The 15,896-nt window shown below is 61.1% G+C and carries 12 protein-coding genes; 4 read left to right on the top strand and 8 right to left on the bottom strand.

Features of this window, described 5'->3' with window-relative positions:
• Positions 1–5: 5 nt before the first annotated feature.
• Positions 6–2,354, top strand: a complete 2,349-nt coding sequence (gene ygjK, locus ABLU87_RS07420; RefSeq protein ID WP_196942090.1) for an alpha-glucosidase — start codon at positions 6–8, stop codon at positions 2,352–2,354.
• Between the two features lie 39 nt (positions 2,355–2,393).
• On the opposite strand, the gene lsrG is transcribed toward ygjK, so the two are convergent.
• The 6 genes from lsrG to lsrA are packed head-to-tail and all read right to left on the bottom strand — an operon-like array spanning position 2,394 to position 8,100.
• A complete protein-coding gene (lsrG, locus tag ABLU87_RS07415; RefSeq protein WP_004854408.1) occupies positions 2,394–2,690 on the bottom strand; it encodes a (4S)-4-hydroxy-5-phosphonooxypentane-2,3-dione isomerase in 297 nt (98 codons plus the stop codon).
• Positions 2,687–3,574 carry a 3-hydroxy-5-phosphonooxypentane-2,4-dione thiolase gene (gene lsrF, locus ABLU87_RS07410; protein WP_004125444.1) on the bottom strand — a complete coding sequence of 296 codons (888 nt, stop codon included), beginning with the start codon at positions 3,572–3,574 and terminating at the stop codon, positions 2,687–2,689. Before lsrF ends, lsrG begins: the two co-directional genes overlap by 4 nt.
• An 11-nt stretch (positions 3,575–3,585) precedes the next feature.
• Entirely contained in the window at positions 3,586–4,587 is a 1,002-nt protein-coding gene (lsrB, locus tag ABLU87_RS07405; protein WP_014839604.1) for an autoinducer 2 ABC transporter substrate-binding protein LsrB, read from the bottom strand.
• A gap of 1 nt (position 4,588) precedes the next feature.
• Positions 4,589–5,581, bottom strand: coding sequence for an autoinducer 2 ABC transporter permease LsrD (lsrD, locus tag ABLU87_RS07400; RefSeq protein WP_014226923.1), 993 nt, complete (start codon positions 5,579–5,581; stop codon positions 4,589–4,591).
• Entirely contained in the window at positions 5,582–6,616 is a 1,035-nt protein-coding gene (lsrC, locus tag ABLU87_RS07395; RefSeq protein ID WP_014226924.1) for an autoinducer 2 ABC transporter permease LsrC, read from the bottom strand.
• The gene (gene lsrA / locus ABLU87_RS07390) at positions 6,613–8,100 is read right to left on the bottom strand and encodes an autoinducer 2 ABC transporter ATP-binding protein LsrA (RefSeq protein WP_122116841.1); all 1,488 of its coding nucleotides are present in this window, start codon (positions 8,098–8,100) and stop codon (positions 6,613–6,615) included. Before lsrA ends, lsrC begins: the two co-directional genes overlap by 4 nt.
• A gap of 219 nt (positions 8,101–8,319) precedes the next feature.
• On the opposite strand from lsrA, the gene lsrR reads away from it, so the two are divergent.
• From lsrR to ABLU87_RS07375, 3 genes are all read left to right on the top strand, one after another.
• Entirely contained in the window at positions 8,320–9,291 is a 972-nt protein-coding gene (gene lsrR / locus ABLU87_RS07385; protein ID WP_004105944.1) for a transcriptional regulator LsrR, read from the top strand.
• Positions 9,292–9,328: 37 nt separating this feature from the next.
• Complete coding sequence (gene lsrK / locus ABLU87_RS07380) at positions 9,329–10,921, top strand: autoinducer-2 kinase (protein WP_064358289.1); 1,593 nt, start codon at positions 9,329–9,331, stop codon at positions 10,919–10,921.
• A gap of 223 nt (positions 10,922–11,144) precedes the next feature.
• Positions 11,145–13,166 (top strand): NADPH-dependent 2,4-dienoyl-CoA reductase, encoded by a 2,022-nt coding sequence (locus ABLU87_RS07375; RefSeq protein WP_122116836.1) that lies wholly within the window; start codon positions 11,145–11,147, stop codon positions 13,164–13,166.
• A gap of 50 nt (positions 13,167–13,216) precedes the next feature.
• On the opposite strand, the gene rlmG is transcribed toward ABLU87_RS07375, so the two are convergent.
• Together rlmG and ABLU87_RS07365 are read right to left on the bottom strand one after the other, a co-directional pair.
• Positions 13,217–14,347, bottom strand: coding sequence for a 23S rRNA (guanine(1835)-N(2))-methyltransferase RlmG (rlmG, locus tag ABLU87_RS07370; protein ID WP_103814268.1), 1,131 nt, complete (start codon positions 14,345–14,347; stop codon positions 13,217–13,219).
• A gap of 104 nt (positions 14,348–14,451) precedes the next feature.
• Positions 14,452–15,795 (bottom strand): glycoside-pentoside-hexuronide (GPH):cation symporter, encoded by a 1,344-nt coding sequence (locus ABLU87_RS07365; protein WP_046878299.1) that lies wholly within the window; start codon positions 15,793–15,795, stop codon positions 14,452–14,454.
• Positions 15,796–15,896: the final 101 nt, after the last annotated feature.

Genomic DNA, 15,896 nt, shown 5'->3' with positions numbered 1-15,896 from the left:
ATACCGTGAAGATTACCACTACTCTTACGCCGCTGGCCTGCGCCCTACTGCTAAGCTTTTCCGCCCACGCGCTGACCGCGGATGACTTTAAAAATGTTATCAACCGCAGCGGCGCGCCGCAGGCGATGCAGGATTTTGATAACGATGACCACCAGCGCTTCAACCCGTTTTTCGATTTGGGCGCATGGCATGGGCATCTGCTGCCGGACGGTCCGGCCACCATGGGCGGATTTCCCGGACCCGCGCTGCTCACTGAGGAGTACATCAACTTTATGGCGACCCATTTCGATCGCCTGACGGTATACCAGAACGGCAAAAAAGTCGCCTTCACCCTGCAGGCCTGGAGCCTGCCCGGCGCGCTGGTGCAAAAGCTCTCCGCTGCCGGGGTACAGATCGAGATGACCCTACGCTTTGCCAGCGCGCACACGTCTTTACTGGAGACTAAAATCACCAGCAGCGGTCCGCTTAAGCTGGTCTGGGACGGCGAGCTGCTGGAGACGCTCTCCGCCAAAGAGGGGAAACCGCAGTCAACGCAAACCATCGACCAGGCCTTCCCGGACTATCAGCGCCGCCTGAGCGCGACCCACGACGGACTGACGGTCAGCTTCGGTAAAGTCCGTTCCGCATCGGATTTAATGACCTCCGGCGAATCGCAGTATCAGATCCATCGCTCCCTGCCGACGGTCACCCAAATCGACGGCCATCGATTCACCAGCAGCGCGCAAATCAACGGCTCGACCACGCTCTATACCACCTACTCGCACCTGCTGAACGCCGAGCAGGTGCGCCTTGAGAAAGCGCAAATCCGCGATATTCTGGCGCGACCGGCGCACTATCTGCGCGCTTCCGAGGCGCGCTGGAACGGCTATCTGCAAAAGGGGCTGACCAATCCTGATGCCACGGCGCAGCAAACCCGGGTGGCGGTGAAAGCGATCGAAACCCTTAACGGCAACTGGCGCGCGCCGGGCGGCGCCGTTAAGCACAACACCGTCACGCCGTCGGTAACCGGGCGCTGGTTCTCCGGCAACCAGACCTGGCCGTGGGATACCTGGAAGCAGGCCTACGCCATGGCCCACTTCAACCCGGAGATCGCGAAAGAGAACATCCGCGCCGTCTTCTCCTGGCAGATTGCCGCCGACGATAAAGTGCGGCCGCAGGATGCCGGGTTCATTCCGGATCTGATCGCCTGGAACCTGAGCCCGGAGCGCGGCGGCGACGGCAGCAACTGGAACGAGCGAAATACCAAACCGAGCCTGGCGGCCTGGTCGGTGATGGAAGTCTATAACGTCACGAAAGATAAAGCCTGGCTGGCGGAAATGTACCCGAAGCTGGTGGCCTACCATGACTGGTGGCTGCGCAATCGCGACCACAACGGCAACGGCGTGCCGGAGTACGGCGCGACCCGCGATAAAGCGCACAACACCGCCGATGGCGCGATGCTGTTTACCGTGAAAAAGGGCGATAAAGAACGGACGCTTTCCGGCCTGAAAACCTACGAGCAGGTGACGGCGAAGGGCGATTACGACAGCCTGGAGATCCCGGCACAGGTGGCAGCCTCCTGGGAGTCGGGGCGCGACGACGCGGCGGTCTTCGGCTTTATCGATAAAGATCAGCTGGATAAATACATCGCCGACGGCGGCAAACGCAGCGACTGGACGGTGAAATTTGCTGAAAACCGGGATAAAAGCGGCAATCTGCTCGGCTATTCGCTGCTGCAGGAGTCGGTCGATCAGGCCAGCTACATGTACAGCGACAACCACTATCTGGCGGAGATGGCGACCCTACTCGGTAAGCCGGAGGAGGCAAAACGCTACCGGGCGCTGGCGCAAAAGCTCGCCGACTATATCAACACCTGCATGTTCGACCCGCAGAGCAAATTCTATTACGACATTCGCATTGAAGCGCAGCCGCTGGCAAACGGCTGTGCCGGTAAGCCGATCGTCGAGCGCGGCAAAGGGCCGGAGGGCTGGTCGCCGCTGTTCAACGGCGCGGCCACTCAGGCGCATGCCGATGACGTCATTTCGGTGATGCTGGACAACAAAGAGTTCAATACTTTCGTACCGCTGGGTACCGCCGCATTAACGAATCCGGCGTTTGGCGCGGATATTTACTGGCGCGGCCGCGTGTGGGTGGACCAGTTCTGGTTCGGCCTGAAAGGGAAGGAGCGCTACGGCCACCGCGAAGAGGCGCTGCAGCTGGCGGACGCCTTCTTCAGGCACGCCCGGGGGTTAACCTCCGATGGCCCGATTCAGGAGAATTACAATCCGCTCACCGGCGCTCAGCAGGGCGCACCGAACTTCTCATGGAGCGCGGCGCATCTGTACATGCTGTATAACGAGTTTTTCCGTAAGTAGCTACGATGTCCCCTCACCCCGCCGGGGTGAGGGCTCGTCTTACACCTCCGGCAGCAGGCCGATAAAGCTGCGCTTCTGCCGCGGCTGCGACATCAGCGCCTCCAGCTTCGCCACGCAGGCCAGATAGTGCGGGGTTTTCTTGTGCGCCAGCACCGCGTCATCGTCGATATAGGCTTCATAGATAAAAAAGCGCGTCTTCACCTCCGGGTCCTGCAGGACGTCAAAGCGCAGATTGCCCGGCTCCTGCAGCGCTCCTTCGTGGTTGGCGCGGAACACCTCAAGAAACTCGTCGACCCGTTCCGGTTTGATATTGATTTCCACCAGCGTTACGTTCATTGCAGCTCTCCCTGTTTTTCCTCCTGCCAGAACTGATACGCCTCGCGGGCGCTCAGGTTCTCATGCACCACTTTTTTCACCGCCTTCAGCATCGCGCGCGGCGCGCTGGACTGGAAGATATTCCGCCCCATATCCACGCCGGAAGCCCCCTGGTCGATCGCCCGCCAGCACATCTCCAGCGCCTCCTGCTCCGGCAGCTTTTTGCCCCCGGCGATGACGATCGGCACCGGGCAGCTGGCGGTGACTTTCTCAAAGCCTTCCTCAACAAAGTAGGTTTTCACGAACTGCGCCCCCATTTCGGCGGCAATGCGGCTGGCCAGCGAGAAGTAGCGGGCGTCGCGGGTCATCTCTTTGCCCACGCCGGTTACCGCCAGCACCGGCATACCGTAGCGGTTGCCGGCGTCCACCAGCTTGATAATGTTGTTGATCGACTGATGCTCATGCTCGCTGCCGATATAGACCTGCGCCGCCACCGCGCAGACGTTCAGGCGCAGCGCGTCCTCCATCGCCACCGCCACGCACTCGTTGGAAAGTTCGCTGAGGATCGAGTTGCCGCCGGAAGCGCGCAGCACCACCGGTTTGTTGGTCGCCGCCGGCACCTGACTGCGCAGCACGCCGCGGGTGCACATCAGCACGTCGGTCTCTTCGAACAACGGCGCAATAGAGAGATCGATACGCTCCAGCCCGGTGGTCGGCCCCTGAAAATAGCCGTGGTCGAACGCCAGCATCACCGTACGGTTGCTCTGCGGGTTGAAGATACGCGCCAGCCGCGACTGCATCCCCCACTCCAGCGACCCGCAGCCCTTCAGCGTATACAGCGTATTCTGCTGCGGACGGTCTAAGCCGAAGTTTTTTCCCTCTTTGATATCGTCTAAATCAGCCATCTCATTCTCCATCAGAAATCGTAGTTATTGATATTCTCTTTGGTGAACACCACCCGCTCCGGCAGCAGCACGATGCCGTTGCCTTTCGCTTCATACTGATAGCCCTGCACGCTATTGGGCTCGACTTTCAGGGCGCCGAGATCTTTCACATCAACGCTGTCGCCGACGTTAAGATCGCCCTTTTTCAGCAGACGATCGGCGACGTTAACCGCGATCTTGCCCTGCTGCACCACGTCCCACAGGCCGAAGGCTTTTACCGTGCCGCGCTCCACGTAGGGGCGCATCACGTTCGGGGTACTAAAGCCGACAATCGCCACGCCCTGGCGCTTGAGGTTCTCTGCCGCCTGGGCGGCCGCCGGAAGCGCGTTGGCGTCCGGGGCGATAATGGCGTCGAGATCCGGGTACGCTTTTAAGATCCCCTCGGCGGTTTGCAGCGATTTAGTGGCGTCGTTATAGCCAAACTGCGTGGTCACCACTTCCCACTGCGGATGCGCTTTTTCGATTTTGGCCTTCGCCTCTTTTACCCACTGGTTCTGGTCGGTCACCGTCGGGCTGGAGTAGAAAAACGCCACTTTGGCGCCAGGCTTCGTCACCTGCTTTTCCGCCATCTCCACCAGCAGGCCGCCGAGCTGCTGCGGCGTCCCCTGGTTGATATAAATGCTGCGGCACTCTGGTTTGGTATCGGAGTCCCAGGTCAGGACCTTCACCCCGCGCTGCATCGCCCGCTTCAGCGCCGGGCACAGCCCGTCCGGCGATACGGCGGAGACGATAATCGCGTTGTAGCCCTGGTTGACGAAGTTGTTGATCAGCTGCACCTGGCCGGAGACGCTCGGTTCGGTCGGGCCGTCGTAGGTGACGTCCACGCCGAGCGCTTTGCCCGCCTCTTTCGCGCCGTTACCGCCGCTGGTAAAGAAGCCGACGCCAACCAGCTTAGGAATAAAGGCGATACGGTCCGCCGCCTGGGCCGATGCCATACCCAGCGCCATCGCCAGCACGATCAGTTTTGTTTTCATTTTATGCTCCGATTGTTTTACGCGAGAAAAGACGCCGCCAGCTCATCCGCACCCATTCACGGTGCAGGCTCAGCGAACGCCCCATCACCACCACAACCAACAGCGCCCCTGACAGCGCGCTCGACACCTGGTTGGGGATGCCGACCATTTGCAAACCTTGTTGTAAATAGCCCACCAGCAGCGCGGCCAGCGCCGTGCCGACGATCGAGCCGGAACCGCCGTAGATATTGGCCCCGCCGAGCACCGCGGCGGTCAGCGCCGGCATCAGCAGGTCGCGGCCTAAGTCCGAGCGCGCCGAGCCGAAATAGGAGACCATCACCAGCGCCGCTACCGCCGACGCCACGCCCACCAGGCCATACAGCGCGTAGGGCATCCCGTTAACGGAAAGCGCGGCGTAGCGCGCGGCGCGCGGGTTCTGCCCGAGCAGAAAAAGGTGCCGCCCAAAGCGCCCGCGGTGGGCCAGCAGCCAGAAGAAAAAGGTGATAACGGCGAACAGCACCAGCGGTATCGGCAGGCCGAACAGGGTCAGGTTGGCGAAGGCGGTAAAGCTATCCGGGAATCCGCCGATGCCTTCGTAGCCGGTTGCCCCGGCCATGCCAGAAAGCAGCAGCGCGCCGCCGCCGTAGAGGTAAAGGGTGCCAAGCGTAATCACCAGCGGGCTAATGCCGGTGTAATGAATCAGCGCCGCGTTCAGCAACCCGCACAGCAGGCCGAGCAGCAGCGTCAGGGGGATCGCGAGACTCATGGGCCAGCCTGCCTGCATCATCACCCCCAGCGCGATGGCGCACAGGCCGATGGTGGAACCGAGCGAAATATCAATCCCGCCGCTGATAATTACCAGCGTCAGCGGCAGCGCCACGATGCCAATGCAGATAAAGTCGCTGGTGCTGAACAGCAGCATATTGAGATCCAGCATGCGCGGATTCAGGGCGCCAAACAGCAGGATCTCCAGCACCAGTAGCGCCAGCAGCGCGCTTTCCCAGTTGAGCTTCATTTACGCCACCTCTTTGTTTTTGCGTTCGGGAAACGGGGCCACGCGCTTGCCCCCTTTATTACCGGGCTGAAAGCGGCTGTACTTCAGCGCCCGCTGATGGCGGGCCAGCGCCTGGCGCAGCCGCCCGTCGAGCACCAGTACGCCGAGCAGCACCAGGCCGGCGATGAAGTCGTTCCACCACGCCGGGAGACGGAACAGCACCAGCACGGTGTCAATTTGGGTGAGGAAGAAGGCGCCGAGAAAAGCGCCCAGCAGCGTGCCGGTACCGCCAAGCAGCGAGATCCCGCCGAGCACGCAGGCGGCGATGGCCTTCATCTCCAGGCCGCTGCCGGTCTGATTGGGCACAAAGCCAATCTGCGCGGCGAACACAATCCCGGCGCAGGCCGCCAGCATGCCGTTAAGGGTAAATGCCAGCATCCGCGTGCGGTTCACCGCCACCCCGAGCTGGCGGGCCGCGGCGAGGTTATCGCCGACGGCGTAAAAATCACGGCCAAAGGCGGTGCGCGACAGTATCCAGCCGCCCGCCAGCAGCAGCGCCAGCACCAGCCAGCCCAGCGGCGAAATACCGATGAACGCCGGTTCCGACAGCGCCTTCAGGCTGTTCGGCAAGCCTTCAATCCACTTACCGCCGGTCCACAGCAGCATCACCCCGCGATAAAGCCCGAGGGTGCCGAGGGTGGCGACAATCGCCGGGATGCGCAGCCCCACCACCAGCAGGCCGTTAAAGGCGCCGGCCAGCGCGCCGATCGCCAGCGCGAAGGCGATGGCGGTCATCAGGCCATACCCGCTATTCAGCGCCACGCCTGTCGCGATAGCGCTCAGGCCGACGGTGGAGCCTACCGAAACGTCGATATTGCGAGTGAGCATCACCAGCGTTGCCCCCAGCGCCAGCAGGCAAAGGATTTGCGCGCTGGCAAAGATCATGGCCAGGGTTTGCAAACTGAAATAAGCCGGGTTGAGCGCCACCAGCCCGGCAAACAGCACCACGATGGCGAGAAAGGCGCTCAGTTCACGATTCTTTAATAACGTTTTCATGCCTGTCCTCCGAAGGCCAGGGTCATCATCCGGTCAACGCTGACCGCCTGCTGCGCCAGCTCGCCGCTCTGCCTGCCCTGATGCATCACCAGCACCCGATCGGCCAGGCCAACGAACTCGTCGAGATCGCTGGAGATCATCAATACCGCCACGTTCTGCGCGGCGACGCTTTTCAACAGCTGATAGATGTCGGCGCGGGCGGAAACGTCCACGCCGCGGGTCGGCTCATCGACGATCAGCAGCAGCGGGTTAGCCTCCAGGCAGCGCGCCAGCAGTACCTTCTGCTGGTTACCGCCGGAGAGCGTGCGCACCGGGCGATCGCCATCGGCCATTTTGATCCCCAGCGCCCGGTGATAGCGCTCCACCAGCGCCGCTTCGCGCCTGTTCTGCTGCCACAGCGACGGCTGGTTAAACATCACCGTGTTCCAGCGCACCGGCGCATCGAGAAACAGCCCGGAAACCTGCCTGTCCTCCGGCAGATAGACCAGCCCGCAGGCCAGCCTGGCGCGCGTACTGTCGCGGCAGATATCGCGGTTTTCCAGCCATACCCGCCCGGCGCGCGCCGGCCGCAGACCGTAGAGCGTTTCGGCAAATTCGGTGCGCCCGGATCCGACCAGCCCGGCGAGGCCGACGATCTCCCCGGCGCGGATCTCCAGGTTGAGATCGATAAAACCTTCTCCGGTCAGATCTTCTACTCTAAGGACCGGGAAATCCTGCGCCTGAGTGCGGCGATTGCCCGGCAGCGCCAGCCACAGCTTTTGCGTGTCGCTCAGCGCACGATCGCGGCTGACGGGCGTCATTGCGCCGATCAGCTGGTTGTCGCCGTAGTGCGCGGTTTCCCCGCTCAGCACCACCGCGCCGTCGCGCATCACCGAGACGTGGCTGGCGACCTGGCGGATCTCCGGCAGCTTGTGCGAGATAAACACGATCCCGACGCCGAGCGCCTGCAAAGAGCGGATCTGGCGAAACAGGCGCTCGGTTTCCCCCGGCGTCAATGAGGCGGTGGGTTCATCAAGGATCAGGATCTGCGCGTCGCGCATCAGCCCGCGCAGGATCTCCACCATTTGTTGGTCGGCGACTTCCAGAGTGCTTGCCGCCGCCTCAAGGTTAAGCTGGCAGCTAAGCTGCTGAAGCTTTTCCTGCAGGCGGGCCTCGGTATCCGCCCGCTTTGGCAGACGAAAAAGAATATTTTCCCGCACCGTCAGATTGGGGAATAACATCGGTTCCTGCGGCACCAGATACACGCCCTGCTGATGGGCCTGGGCGGGAGTAAGGCGCGCAAATGTACGTTCGCCGAGGATGAGCTCACCGCTGTCGGGGGTCTCTACCCCGGCGATAATCTTCATCAGCGTCGATTTTCCGGCGCCGTTACCGCCCATCAGCGCGTGCACCTGGCCGGAAAGCAGCGTGAAATCAATCTGCTTCAGCACGGTGACGCCGGAGAACTGTTTGCCGATTTGGCGAGCTTCAAGCAGGGGCTTCATCATCGCGCCTCATTTTGAACAAAAGATTTTTTAAATTAATAATGTTCAAAAGCGTAGACGGTGAACTATATTTACAACCGTGCAACGATCACAGTTTTATGCTTTCGATCGTTTTAAGAAAACCAGCGGACAACGAAAGATCCGTTTTGCCAGTCGGCTCACATTTTCCGACCGCGCAATAACGAACATATGATCTAAATTTTTATAAGAGTTCACTTTATGAGCGAAAAACGCATTACGGAAGAGAGCCGCTACGCCGGGCTGGCGTTAGCCGAGGAGGAGCTGGTGGCGCGGGTGGCGTGGTGTTACTACCACGACGGCCTGACGCAGAACGACATCGGCGAGCGTTTAGGGCTGCCGCGGTTAAAGATCTCCCGCCTGCTGGAGAAGGGCCGCCAGTCGGGGGTGATCCGCGTCCAGATTAATTCGCGTTATGAGGGCTGCCTGGCGCTGGAAACCGAACTTCAGCAGCGCTTCGGTCTGAAAATTGCCCGCGTGCTGCCGGCGCTGAATACCCCGCCGATGAACACCCGTCTGGGGATTGGCGCGGCGCAATCGTTAATGGGCGTGCTGGAGCCGGGACAGCTGCTGGCGGTGGGCTTTGGCGAAGCCACCATGAGCTGCCTGCAGCATCTGAGCGGGTTTATCGGCTCCCAGCAGGTTCGGCTGGTGACGCTTTCCGGCGGCGTGGGCCCGTATATGACCGGCATTGGCCAGCTGGATGCCGCCTGTAGCGTCAGTATGATCCCCGCGCCGCTGAGGGTGTCATCGGCGGATGTGGCGGAGATCCTGCGCCGGGAATCGAGCGTCCGCGACGTGATCCTCGCCGCGACGGCGGCGGATGCGGCGGTGGTAGGTATCGGCGCCATTGACCAGCGCCGGGACGCCACCATCCTGCGCTCCGGCTATATCAGCGAAGGCGAACAGCTGATGTACGCCCGCAAAGGCGCGGTCGGCGACATTTTAGGTTATTTCCTGCAGGCCGACGGCAAACCGGTTGAAGGGCTGGAGATCCATCGGGAACTGCTCGGCGTCACCCTTGATGAGCTGGCGCAGCTGCCGACCATCGTGGGCGTCGCCGGGGGCACAGAAAAAGCGCAGGCGATTTACGCGGCCCTTATCGGCAAGCGGATTAATGGCCTGGTAACGGAAGAGACAACAGCACGCGCGGTGCTGACGCTGGCCTCATAACGGCCCTGCGCCGCGCAACACGAGCGAGGCGCATGTCATGAGTTACCTGTTAGCGTTAGATGCCGGGACCGGCAGCATTCGGGCGGTCGTATTCGATCTCCAGGGCCGCCAGATAGCGGTCGGCCAGGCCGAATGGAAGCACCTGAGCGTGGACAATGTCCCCGGCTCGATGGAGTTCGACCTTGGCACCAACTGGCAGCTGGCCTGCCAGTGTATCCGTCAGGCGCTGGCCGCCGCCCATCTCTCTGCGGCGGATATTCAGTCCGTGGCCTGCTGCTCGATGCGTGAAGGCATCGTGCTTTACGACCGCAACGGCGAGGCCATCTGGGCCTGCGCCAACGTTGACGCCCGCGCCAGCCGCGAGGTGGCGGAGCTCAAAGAGATCCACGACGACCGTTTTGAATCCGAAGTGTACGGCGTGTCCGGGCAGACCCTGGCACTGAGCGCCATGCCGCGCCTGCTGTGGCTGGCCCATCATCGCCCGGATATCTACCGCAAAGCGGCGACCATCACCATGATCAGCGACTGGCTGGCGGCAAAGCTTTCCGGCGAACTGGCGGTTGACCCTTCTAACGCCGGAACGACCGGCATGCTCGATCTCTTCAGCCGCGACTGGCGCCCGGCGCTGCTGGATATGGCCGGGCTGCGGGCCGATATTCTCTCGCCGGTCAAAGAGACCGGCAGCGTACTGGGAGCGGTGACCGACGCGGCGGCGGCGCAAAGCGGGCTGCGCGCGGGTACGCCGGTGGTGATGGGCGGCGGCGACGTCCAGCTCGGCTGCCTGGGCCTCGGCGTGGTGCGCGCCGGGCAGACGGCGGTGCTCGGCGGCACTTTCTGGCAGCAGGTGGTTAATCTGCCGGAAGTCCGAACTGACCCGGAGATGAATATTCGCGTTAACCCGCACGTCATTCCCGGCATGGCGCAGGCGGAGTCCATCAGCTTCTTCACCGGCCTGACCATGCGCTGGTTCCGCGACGCGTTCTGCGCGGAGGAGAAGCTGATTGCCGGGCGCCTCGGCGTCGACGCCTACAGCCTGCTCGAAGAGATGGCCAGCCGCGTGCCGGCGGGTTCCCACGGGGTGATGCCGATCTTCTCTGACGCCATGCACTTTAAGCAGTGGTACCACGCCGCGCCGTCGTTTATTAACCTCTCCATCGACCCGGAAAAATGCAATAAGGCCACCCTCTTCCGCGCGCTGGAAGAGAACGCGGCGATTGTCTCTGCCTGTAATCTGGCGCAAATTTCGCAGTTTTCCGGCGTGCAGTTTGACAGCCTGGTCTTTGCGGGCGGGGGCTCAAAAGGCGCGCTGTGGAGCCAGATCCTCAGCGATGTCACCGGCCTCCCGGTGCGGGTGCCGGAGGTCCGCGAGGCGACGGCGCTGGGCTGCGCGATCGCCGCCGGCACCGGCGCCGGGCTGTACGGCGATATGGCGGCGACGGGCGAGAAGCTGGTGAGCTGGCACCGGGAATTTACGCCCAATCCGGCGCATCGCGAGCTGTATCACGAGATGATGATCAAATGGCAGTCGGTGTACGCCGAGCAGCTCGGTCTGGTGGACAGCGGATTAACGACCTCGATGTGGCAGGCGCCGGGGCTGACGCGCCGTGCCCCTGTTGCCCCCTCACCCTAAGCCTCTCCCCTACAGGAGAAGAAACCGTCCGGGCATAACTGGCCCCAGCGCCATTCCGCCCTTCTCCCTCTCCCGGAGGGAGAGGGCCGGGGTAAGGGAGAACCTTCCGCCGTTCTTTGAATCCCATCACAATCGCCGCACTCCCCTTTTCCCTTTTCGCCCGCGGCGGCTAAATTAGTAACTCATCCGACCACATAACAATAATTTTACACTGGAAGAGATTATGAGCCGCTACCCGTCGCTTTTCGCCCCGCTTGACCTGGGGTTCACAACGCTCAAAAACCGCGTGTTGATGGGCTCGATGCACACTGGCCTGGAGGAGCTGCCGGACGGCGCACAGCGGCTGGCGGCGTTTTACGCCGAGCGCGCCCGCCACGGGGTGGCGCTGATCGTCACCGGCGGGATTGCCCCGGCGCCTTCCGGCGTCACCATGGCGGGTGGCGCGGTGCTTAACGACGCCAGCCATCTCGCTCATCACCGCCATATCACCGATGCGGTACACGAGGAGGGCGGCAAAATCGCGCTGCAGATCCTGCATACCGGGCGCTACAGCTACCAGCCGCAGCTGGTGGCCCCTTCCGCGCTGCAGGCGCCGATCAACCCCTTTACGCCTCACGAACTGAGCCACGAAGAGATCTTACAGCTGATCGATGATTTTGCCCGCTGCGCCCAGCTGGCGCGGGAAGCCGGGTACGACGGCGTCGAAGTGATGGGCTCGGAAGGCTATCTGATTAACGAATTTCTTGCCGCGCGCACCAACCTGCGCGACGACCAGTGGGGCGCCGACTACGCCCGACGCATGCGTTTTGCCGTAGAGGTGGTCAGAGCCGTGCGGGAGCGCGCGGGCAGCGATTTTATTATTGTCTACCGCCTGTCGATGCTCGACCTGGTCAGCGGCGGCAGCACCCTGGCGGAGGTCACCGCGCTGGCGAAAGCGATTGAGGCCGCCGGGGCCACGATTATCAATACCGGCATCGGCTGGCACGAGGCGCGCATTCCCACCATCGCCACTCCGGTACCGCGCGGCGCGTTTAGCTGGGTCACCCGCAAGCTGAAAGGCGCGGTGTCGATCCCGCTGGTCACCACCAACCGGATTAACGATCCCGCCGTGGCGGAGGCGATCCTGGCCCGCGGAGACGCCGACATGGTATCGATGGCCCGCCCTTTCCTCGCCGACAGCGAATTTCTCTCCAAAGCACAGAGCGGGCGGGCGGATGAGATCAATACCTGTATTGGCTGCAACCAGGCCTGCCTCGATCGGATCTTCGCCGGTAAAGTCACCTCGTGTCTGGTCAACCCGCGCGCCTGCCATGAAACCCTGATGCCGATAGCGCCCGCGACCGCACCGAAGCGGCTGGCGGTAGTCGGCGCCGGTCCTGCCGGCCTGGCCTTTGCCGTTAACGCCGCCTCGCGCGGGCATCAGGTGACGCTCTTTGACGGGCACCATGAGATTGGCGGCCAGTTTACTATCGCCAAACAGATCCCCGGCAAAGAGGAGTTCCATGAAACTCTGCGTTATTACCGCCGGATGCTGGATCTTACCGGCGTCGCGCTGCGGCTTGAAACCCGGGTGACGGCCGACGATCTGCGGGCATTTGATGAGATTATCCTCGCCACCGGGATCGCCCCGCGGATGCCGGATATCGCCGGGATCGATCATCCGAAGGTGCTGAGCTACCTCGATGTCCTGCGTGATAAAGTGCCGGTCGGCGAGAAGGTGGCGATTATCGGCTGCGGCGGGATCGGCTTTGATACCGCCATGTACCTCAGCCAGTCCGGCGTCGCCACCAGCCAGAATATCGACGAGTTCTGTGCGGAATGGGGGATCGATACCAGCCTGCAGAGCGCGGGCGGATTACGCCCGGAGGGGATGCAGCTGGCTAAAAGCCCGCGCCAGATCGTGATGCTGCAGCGCAAAACCAGCAAGCCCGGCGACGGGCTGGGGAAAACCACCGGCTGGATCCACCGCGCCACCCTGCTGGCCCGCGGCGTCAAAATGATCCCCGGCGTCAGCTATCAACGGATCGATGATGCCGGCCTACATGTGACGATCGGCGGCGAATCTCAGGTGCTTAACGTTGATCATGTGATTATCTGCGCCGGTCAGGATCCCCGCCGCGAGCTGGCCGATCCGCTGCAGGCGGCGGGTAAAACGGTGCATTTGATTGGCGGCTGCGACGTGGCGATGGAGCTGGACGCCCGGCGGGCAATCGCTCAGGGCACCCGGCTGGCGCTGTCGATTTAGGGAAAGGAAACCCGGCCGGTAGCCGGGGAAACCGGGAAAGCCGATAACGCTCAGCGCTGTTTGCGCACCTTTGTCGCTTTCAACACCACAAATTTATTATTGGTGGCGATCGTCGCGCAGTTACCGAACGCGCGTTTCAGCTTGCGGAAATAATCGAGATGGCGGTTGCCGACGACATACAGCTCGCCGCCGTACTTCAGACTGCGGCGGGCGTCGTTAAACATCTGCCAGGCAATATGATCGGTGATCGCATGCTGCTGATGAAACGGCGGGTTGCAGAGGATGGCGGCGAAGCGGTCCGGCTCAATATCGGACAGCGCGTTATTCACCACAAACTCGCAGCGCTCGAGGTCATCCGGCATATTGGTTTCGACGTTCAGCCGGCTGGAAGCGACCGCCATATAGGATTCATCGGTAAACATCACCCGGGCGTCCGGGTTTAAAGCCAGCGCTTTCAGGCCAATCACGCCGTTGCCGCAGCCAAGATCGGCGATCTCGCCTTCAATATTTGCCGGCAGATGCTCCAGGAAGAAGCGCGCGCCAATATCCAGGCCGCTGCGGGCGAACACGTTGGCGTGGTTGTGAATCGTCCACGGCGTACCGTCCAGCGGCCAGCTGTAGGTTTGCGGCGCATCGGCCACCTCAGGCGCGGTAAAGGTACAGAAAATCAGCCGCGCCTTTTTCCATGCCAGCGATGTGGTGGTGGTGCCGAGGATCTTCTCAAACAGCGCCAGGGTGGAATTGTGGACATCCCGCGCTTTCGCGGCGGCGATGATGCGGGTTTCCGGCGTGACAACCTCGCGCAGCGCGCGCAGCTGCTGCTCCAGCAGCGCCAGCTGCTTCGGAACCTTAATGAGCACCAGCGCCGGCGCGGCAGGCAGTTCGCTCAGGGGATCCTGAAAACGTACGCTCTCTTCATCAATGCCGTTCATCCGCAGGTTGTAGCGGGTCGCCAGCTCAGATACGTAGGAATCGTTGATGCTGACCGGGTTGCGTTCCGCCAGCGCGCAGCCCAACGCGCCAAAGCTGTCATTGAAAATGAGCGTCAGGCCGTCGACGTCATTCACCTGTTGCAGCAGATATTCATCCGCCGCTTCCCACGCCTGAAGCGCTTCCTCTTCAGCATTCGGCGGGAACCGCTCTAATGTGAATAACTCACCGTTTAACTCTACCTGGCTCATCGCCTTTGTGCCTCCGGAACACTAAAACCCGCGAGTTTATACGCAAACTTCGCCCAGTAGAATAGAGATGCGCCGATTATCTCCATCTGCCAGGCGACAGTCCGTTACGCCGGGAGGTCGTCCTGCGCCAGGCGCGACAGGCGTTTATCGTCCAGGCTGTACTTGCTCATGATAACAATCAGCAGCGCCACCAGCACCCCGGGGAAGACGGTGAACAGCAGCTTGATCATCTGCAGCGCGGAGTCGGTTTGCTGCGCTGCGCCGCCAACGTAGTCGCCCCATGCCAGCATATAGCCCACCAGCGCGCCGCCGATGGCGATCCCCAGCTTGATGGCAAACAGGTTCGTTGAAAAAACGATCCCGCTGAGCTTTTTACCGCTGCGTTTCTCTTCCGCATCGATAATATCGGACAGCATGCTCCACTGCAGCGGCGTGGCGGCCAGCTGAATAATATTGATGATAATCACCAGCGCAAAGATAGCGGCCACGTTCCCCGCCGGGACGAAGTACATGCCTATCAGCAGCGCCGCCTCAATGGCCATCGAGATTTTAAACCCTTTCACTTTATCAATATTTTTAAAGATAAACGGGGAGAGCATCGCCCCCAGCACGCCGGAAGCCAGGGTGGTGGTCAGCAGCAGACTGCCCAGATCCGCCCGCCCCATAATGTTGTTGACGTAATAGAGCGTGGTCCCGCCTTTAAACAGCACCGCAATCAGGTTAACGACGTTGAGCGCGAAGAGAATGCGCCAGTCCTTGTTGGCGAGCAGGGTTTTCAGATCATCAAGAATGCTGCTTTGATTGTTGACCGCGATATCCGTGGTGTAGCGCTCTTTCGTCAGGCCGAAGCAGATAAAGAACAGAATGATGCTCAGGCACCCCATCACAATCATGGTGTAAAAATAGCCGTTTTGCACATTACCCTGACCCAGCCAGGCCACCAGCGGCAGCGCGGTCAGCGAGACAATCAGACCGCCGAGCGTACTGAGCGCAAAGCGCCAGGACTGAAGCGAAACGCGCTCGCGGGAATCGTTAGAGATATTATTGATCATCGCGCAATACGGAACGTTAATCGCCGTATAGACCAGCGATAATAAGGTATAAGAAACATAGGCGTAAATCAGCTTGCCGGTATAGCCGAAATCCGGCGTATAAAACGTTAAGCAGCAAAGTACGCCAAAAGGAATCGCGAACCATAAAATATAAGGGCGGAATTGCCCATATTTAGTCCGGGTACGATCCGCCACCGCCCCCATTAATACATCGGTGACCGCGTCTAATACCCTGACTGCGAGAAACATGGTCCCCATATGCGCCGGACTTAAACCAAATACGTCGGTATAAAACCAGGCCATAAACAGCATCACCGTCTGCCAGACTAAATTACAGCCGGTATCCCCTAACCCATAGCTAAATTTTTCTTTAATACTGATACGGGCAGTGTTCATCGCGCCTCCGCCAGAAAGATCGTTAATATTTGTCCTCTGTACGTTATTGCTTAGGGCCTACCGATTATGTATAAATCATCCTGTTAAATATAAGAAGAGTG

This window comes from Klebsiella sp. CB_Kp196, from assembly GCF_040061575.1.
In the GTDB taxonomy this organism is placed as follows: Bacteria; Pseudomonadota; Gammaproteobacteria; order Enterobacterales; family Enterobacteriaceae; genus Klebsiella; species Klebsiella michiganensis.
This window is presented reverse-complemented; position numbering and strand designations above follow the sequence as displayed.

Bases quoted from the DNA above. Each gene is read 5' to 3' on its own strand.
- lsrG (WP_004854408.1), bottom strand. From the start codon at position 2,690: ATGAACGTAACGCTGGTGGAAATCAATATCAAACCGGAACGGGTCGAC.
- lsrF (WP_004125444.1), bottom strand. From the start codon at position 3,574: ATGGCTGATTTAGACGATATCAAAGAGGGAAAAAACTTCGGCTTAGAC.
- lsrB (WP_014839604.1), bottom strand. From the start codon at position 4,587: ATGAAAACAAAACTGATCGTGCTGGCGATGGCGCTGGGTATGGCATCG.
- lsrD (WP_014226923.1), bottom strand. From the start codon at position 5,581: ATGAAGCTCAACTGGGAAAGCGCGCTGCTGGCGCTACTGGTGCTGGAG.
- lsrC (WP_014226924.1), bottom strand. From the start codon at position 6,616: ATGAAAACGTTATTAAAGAATCGTGAACTGAGCGCCTTTCTCGCCATC.
- lsrA (WP_122116841.1), bottom strand. From the start codon at position 8,100: ATGAAGCCCCTGCTTGAAGCTCGCCAAATCGGCAAACAGTTCTCCGGC.
- lsrR (WP_004105944.1), top strand. From the start codon at position 8,320: ATGAGCGAAAAACGCATTACGGAAGAGAGCCGCTACGCCGGGCTGGCG.
- lsrK (WP_064358289.1), top strand. From the start codon at position 9,329: ATGAGTTACCTGTTAGCGTTAGATGCCGGGACCGGCAGCATTCGGGCG.
- ABLU87_RS07375 (WP_122116836.1), top strand. From the start codon at position 11,145: ATGAGCCGCTACCCGTCGCTTTTCGCCCCGCTTGACCTGGGGTTCACA.
- rlmG (WP_103814268.1), bottom strand. From the start codon at position 14,347: ATGAGCCAGGTAGAGTTAAACGGTGAGTTATTCACATTAGAGCGGTTC.
- ABLU87_RS07365 (WP_046878299.1), bottom strand. From the start codon at position 15,795: ATGAACACTGCCCGTATCAGTATTAAAGAAAAATTTAGCTATGGGTTA.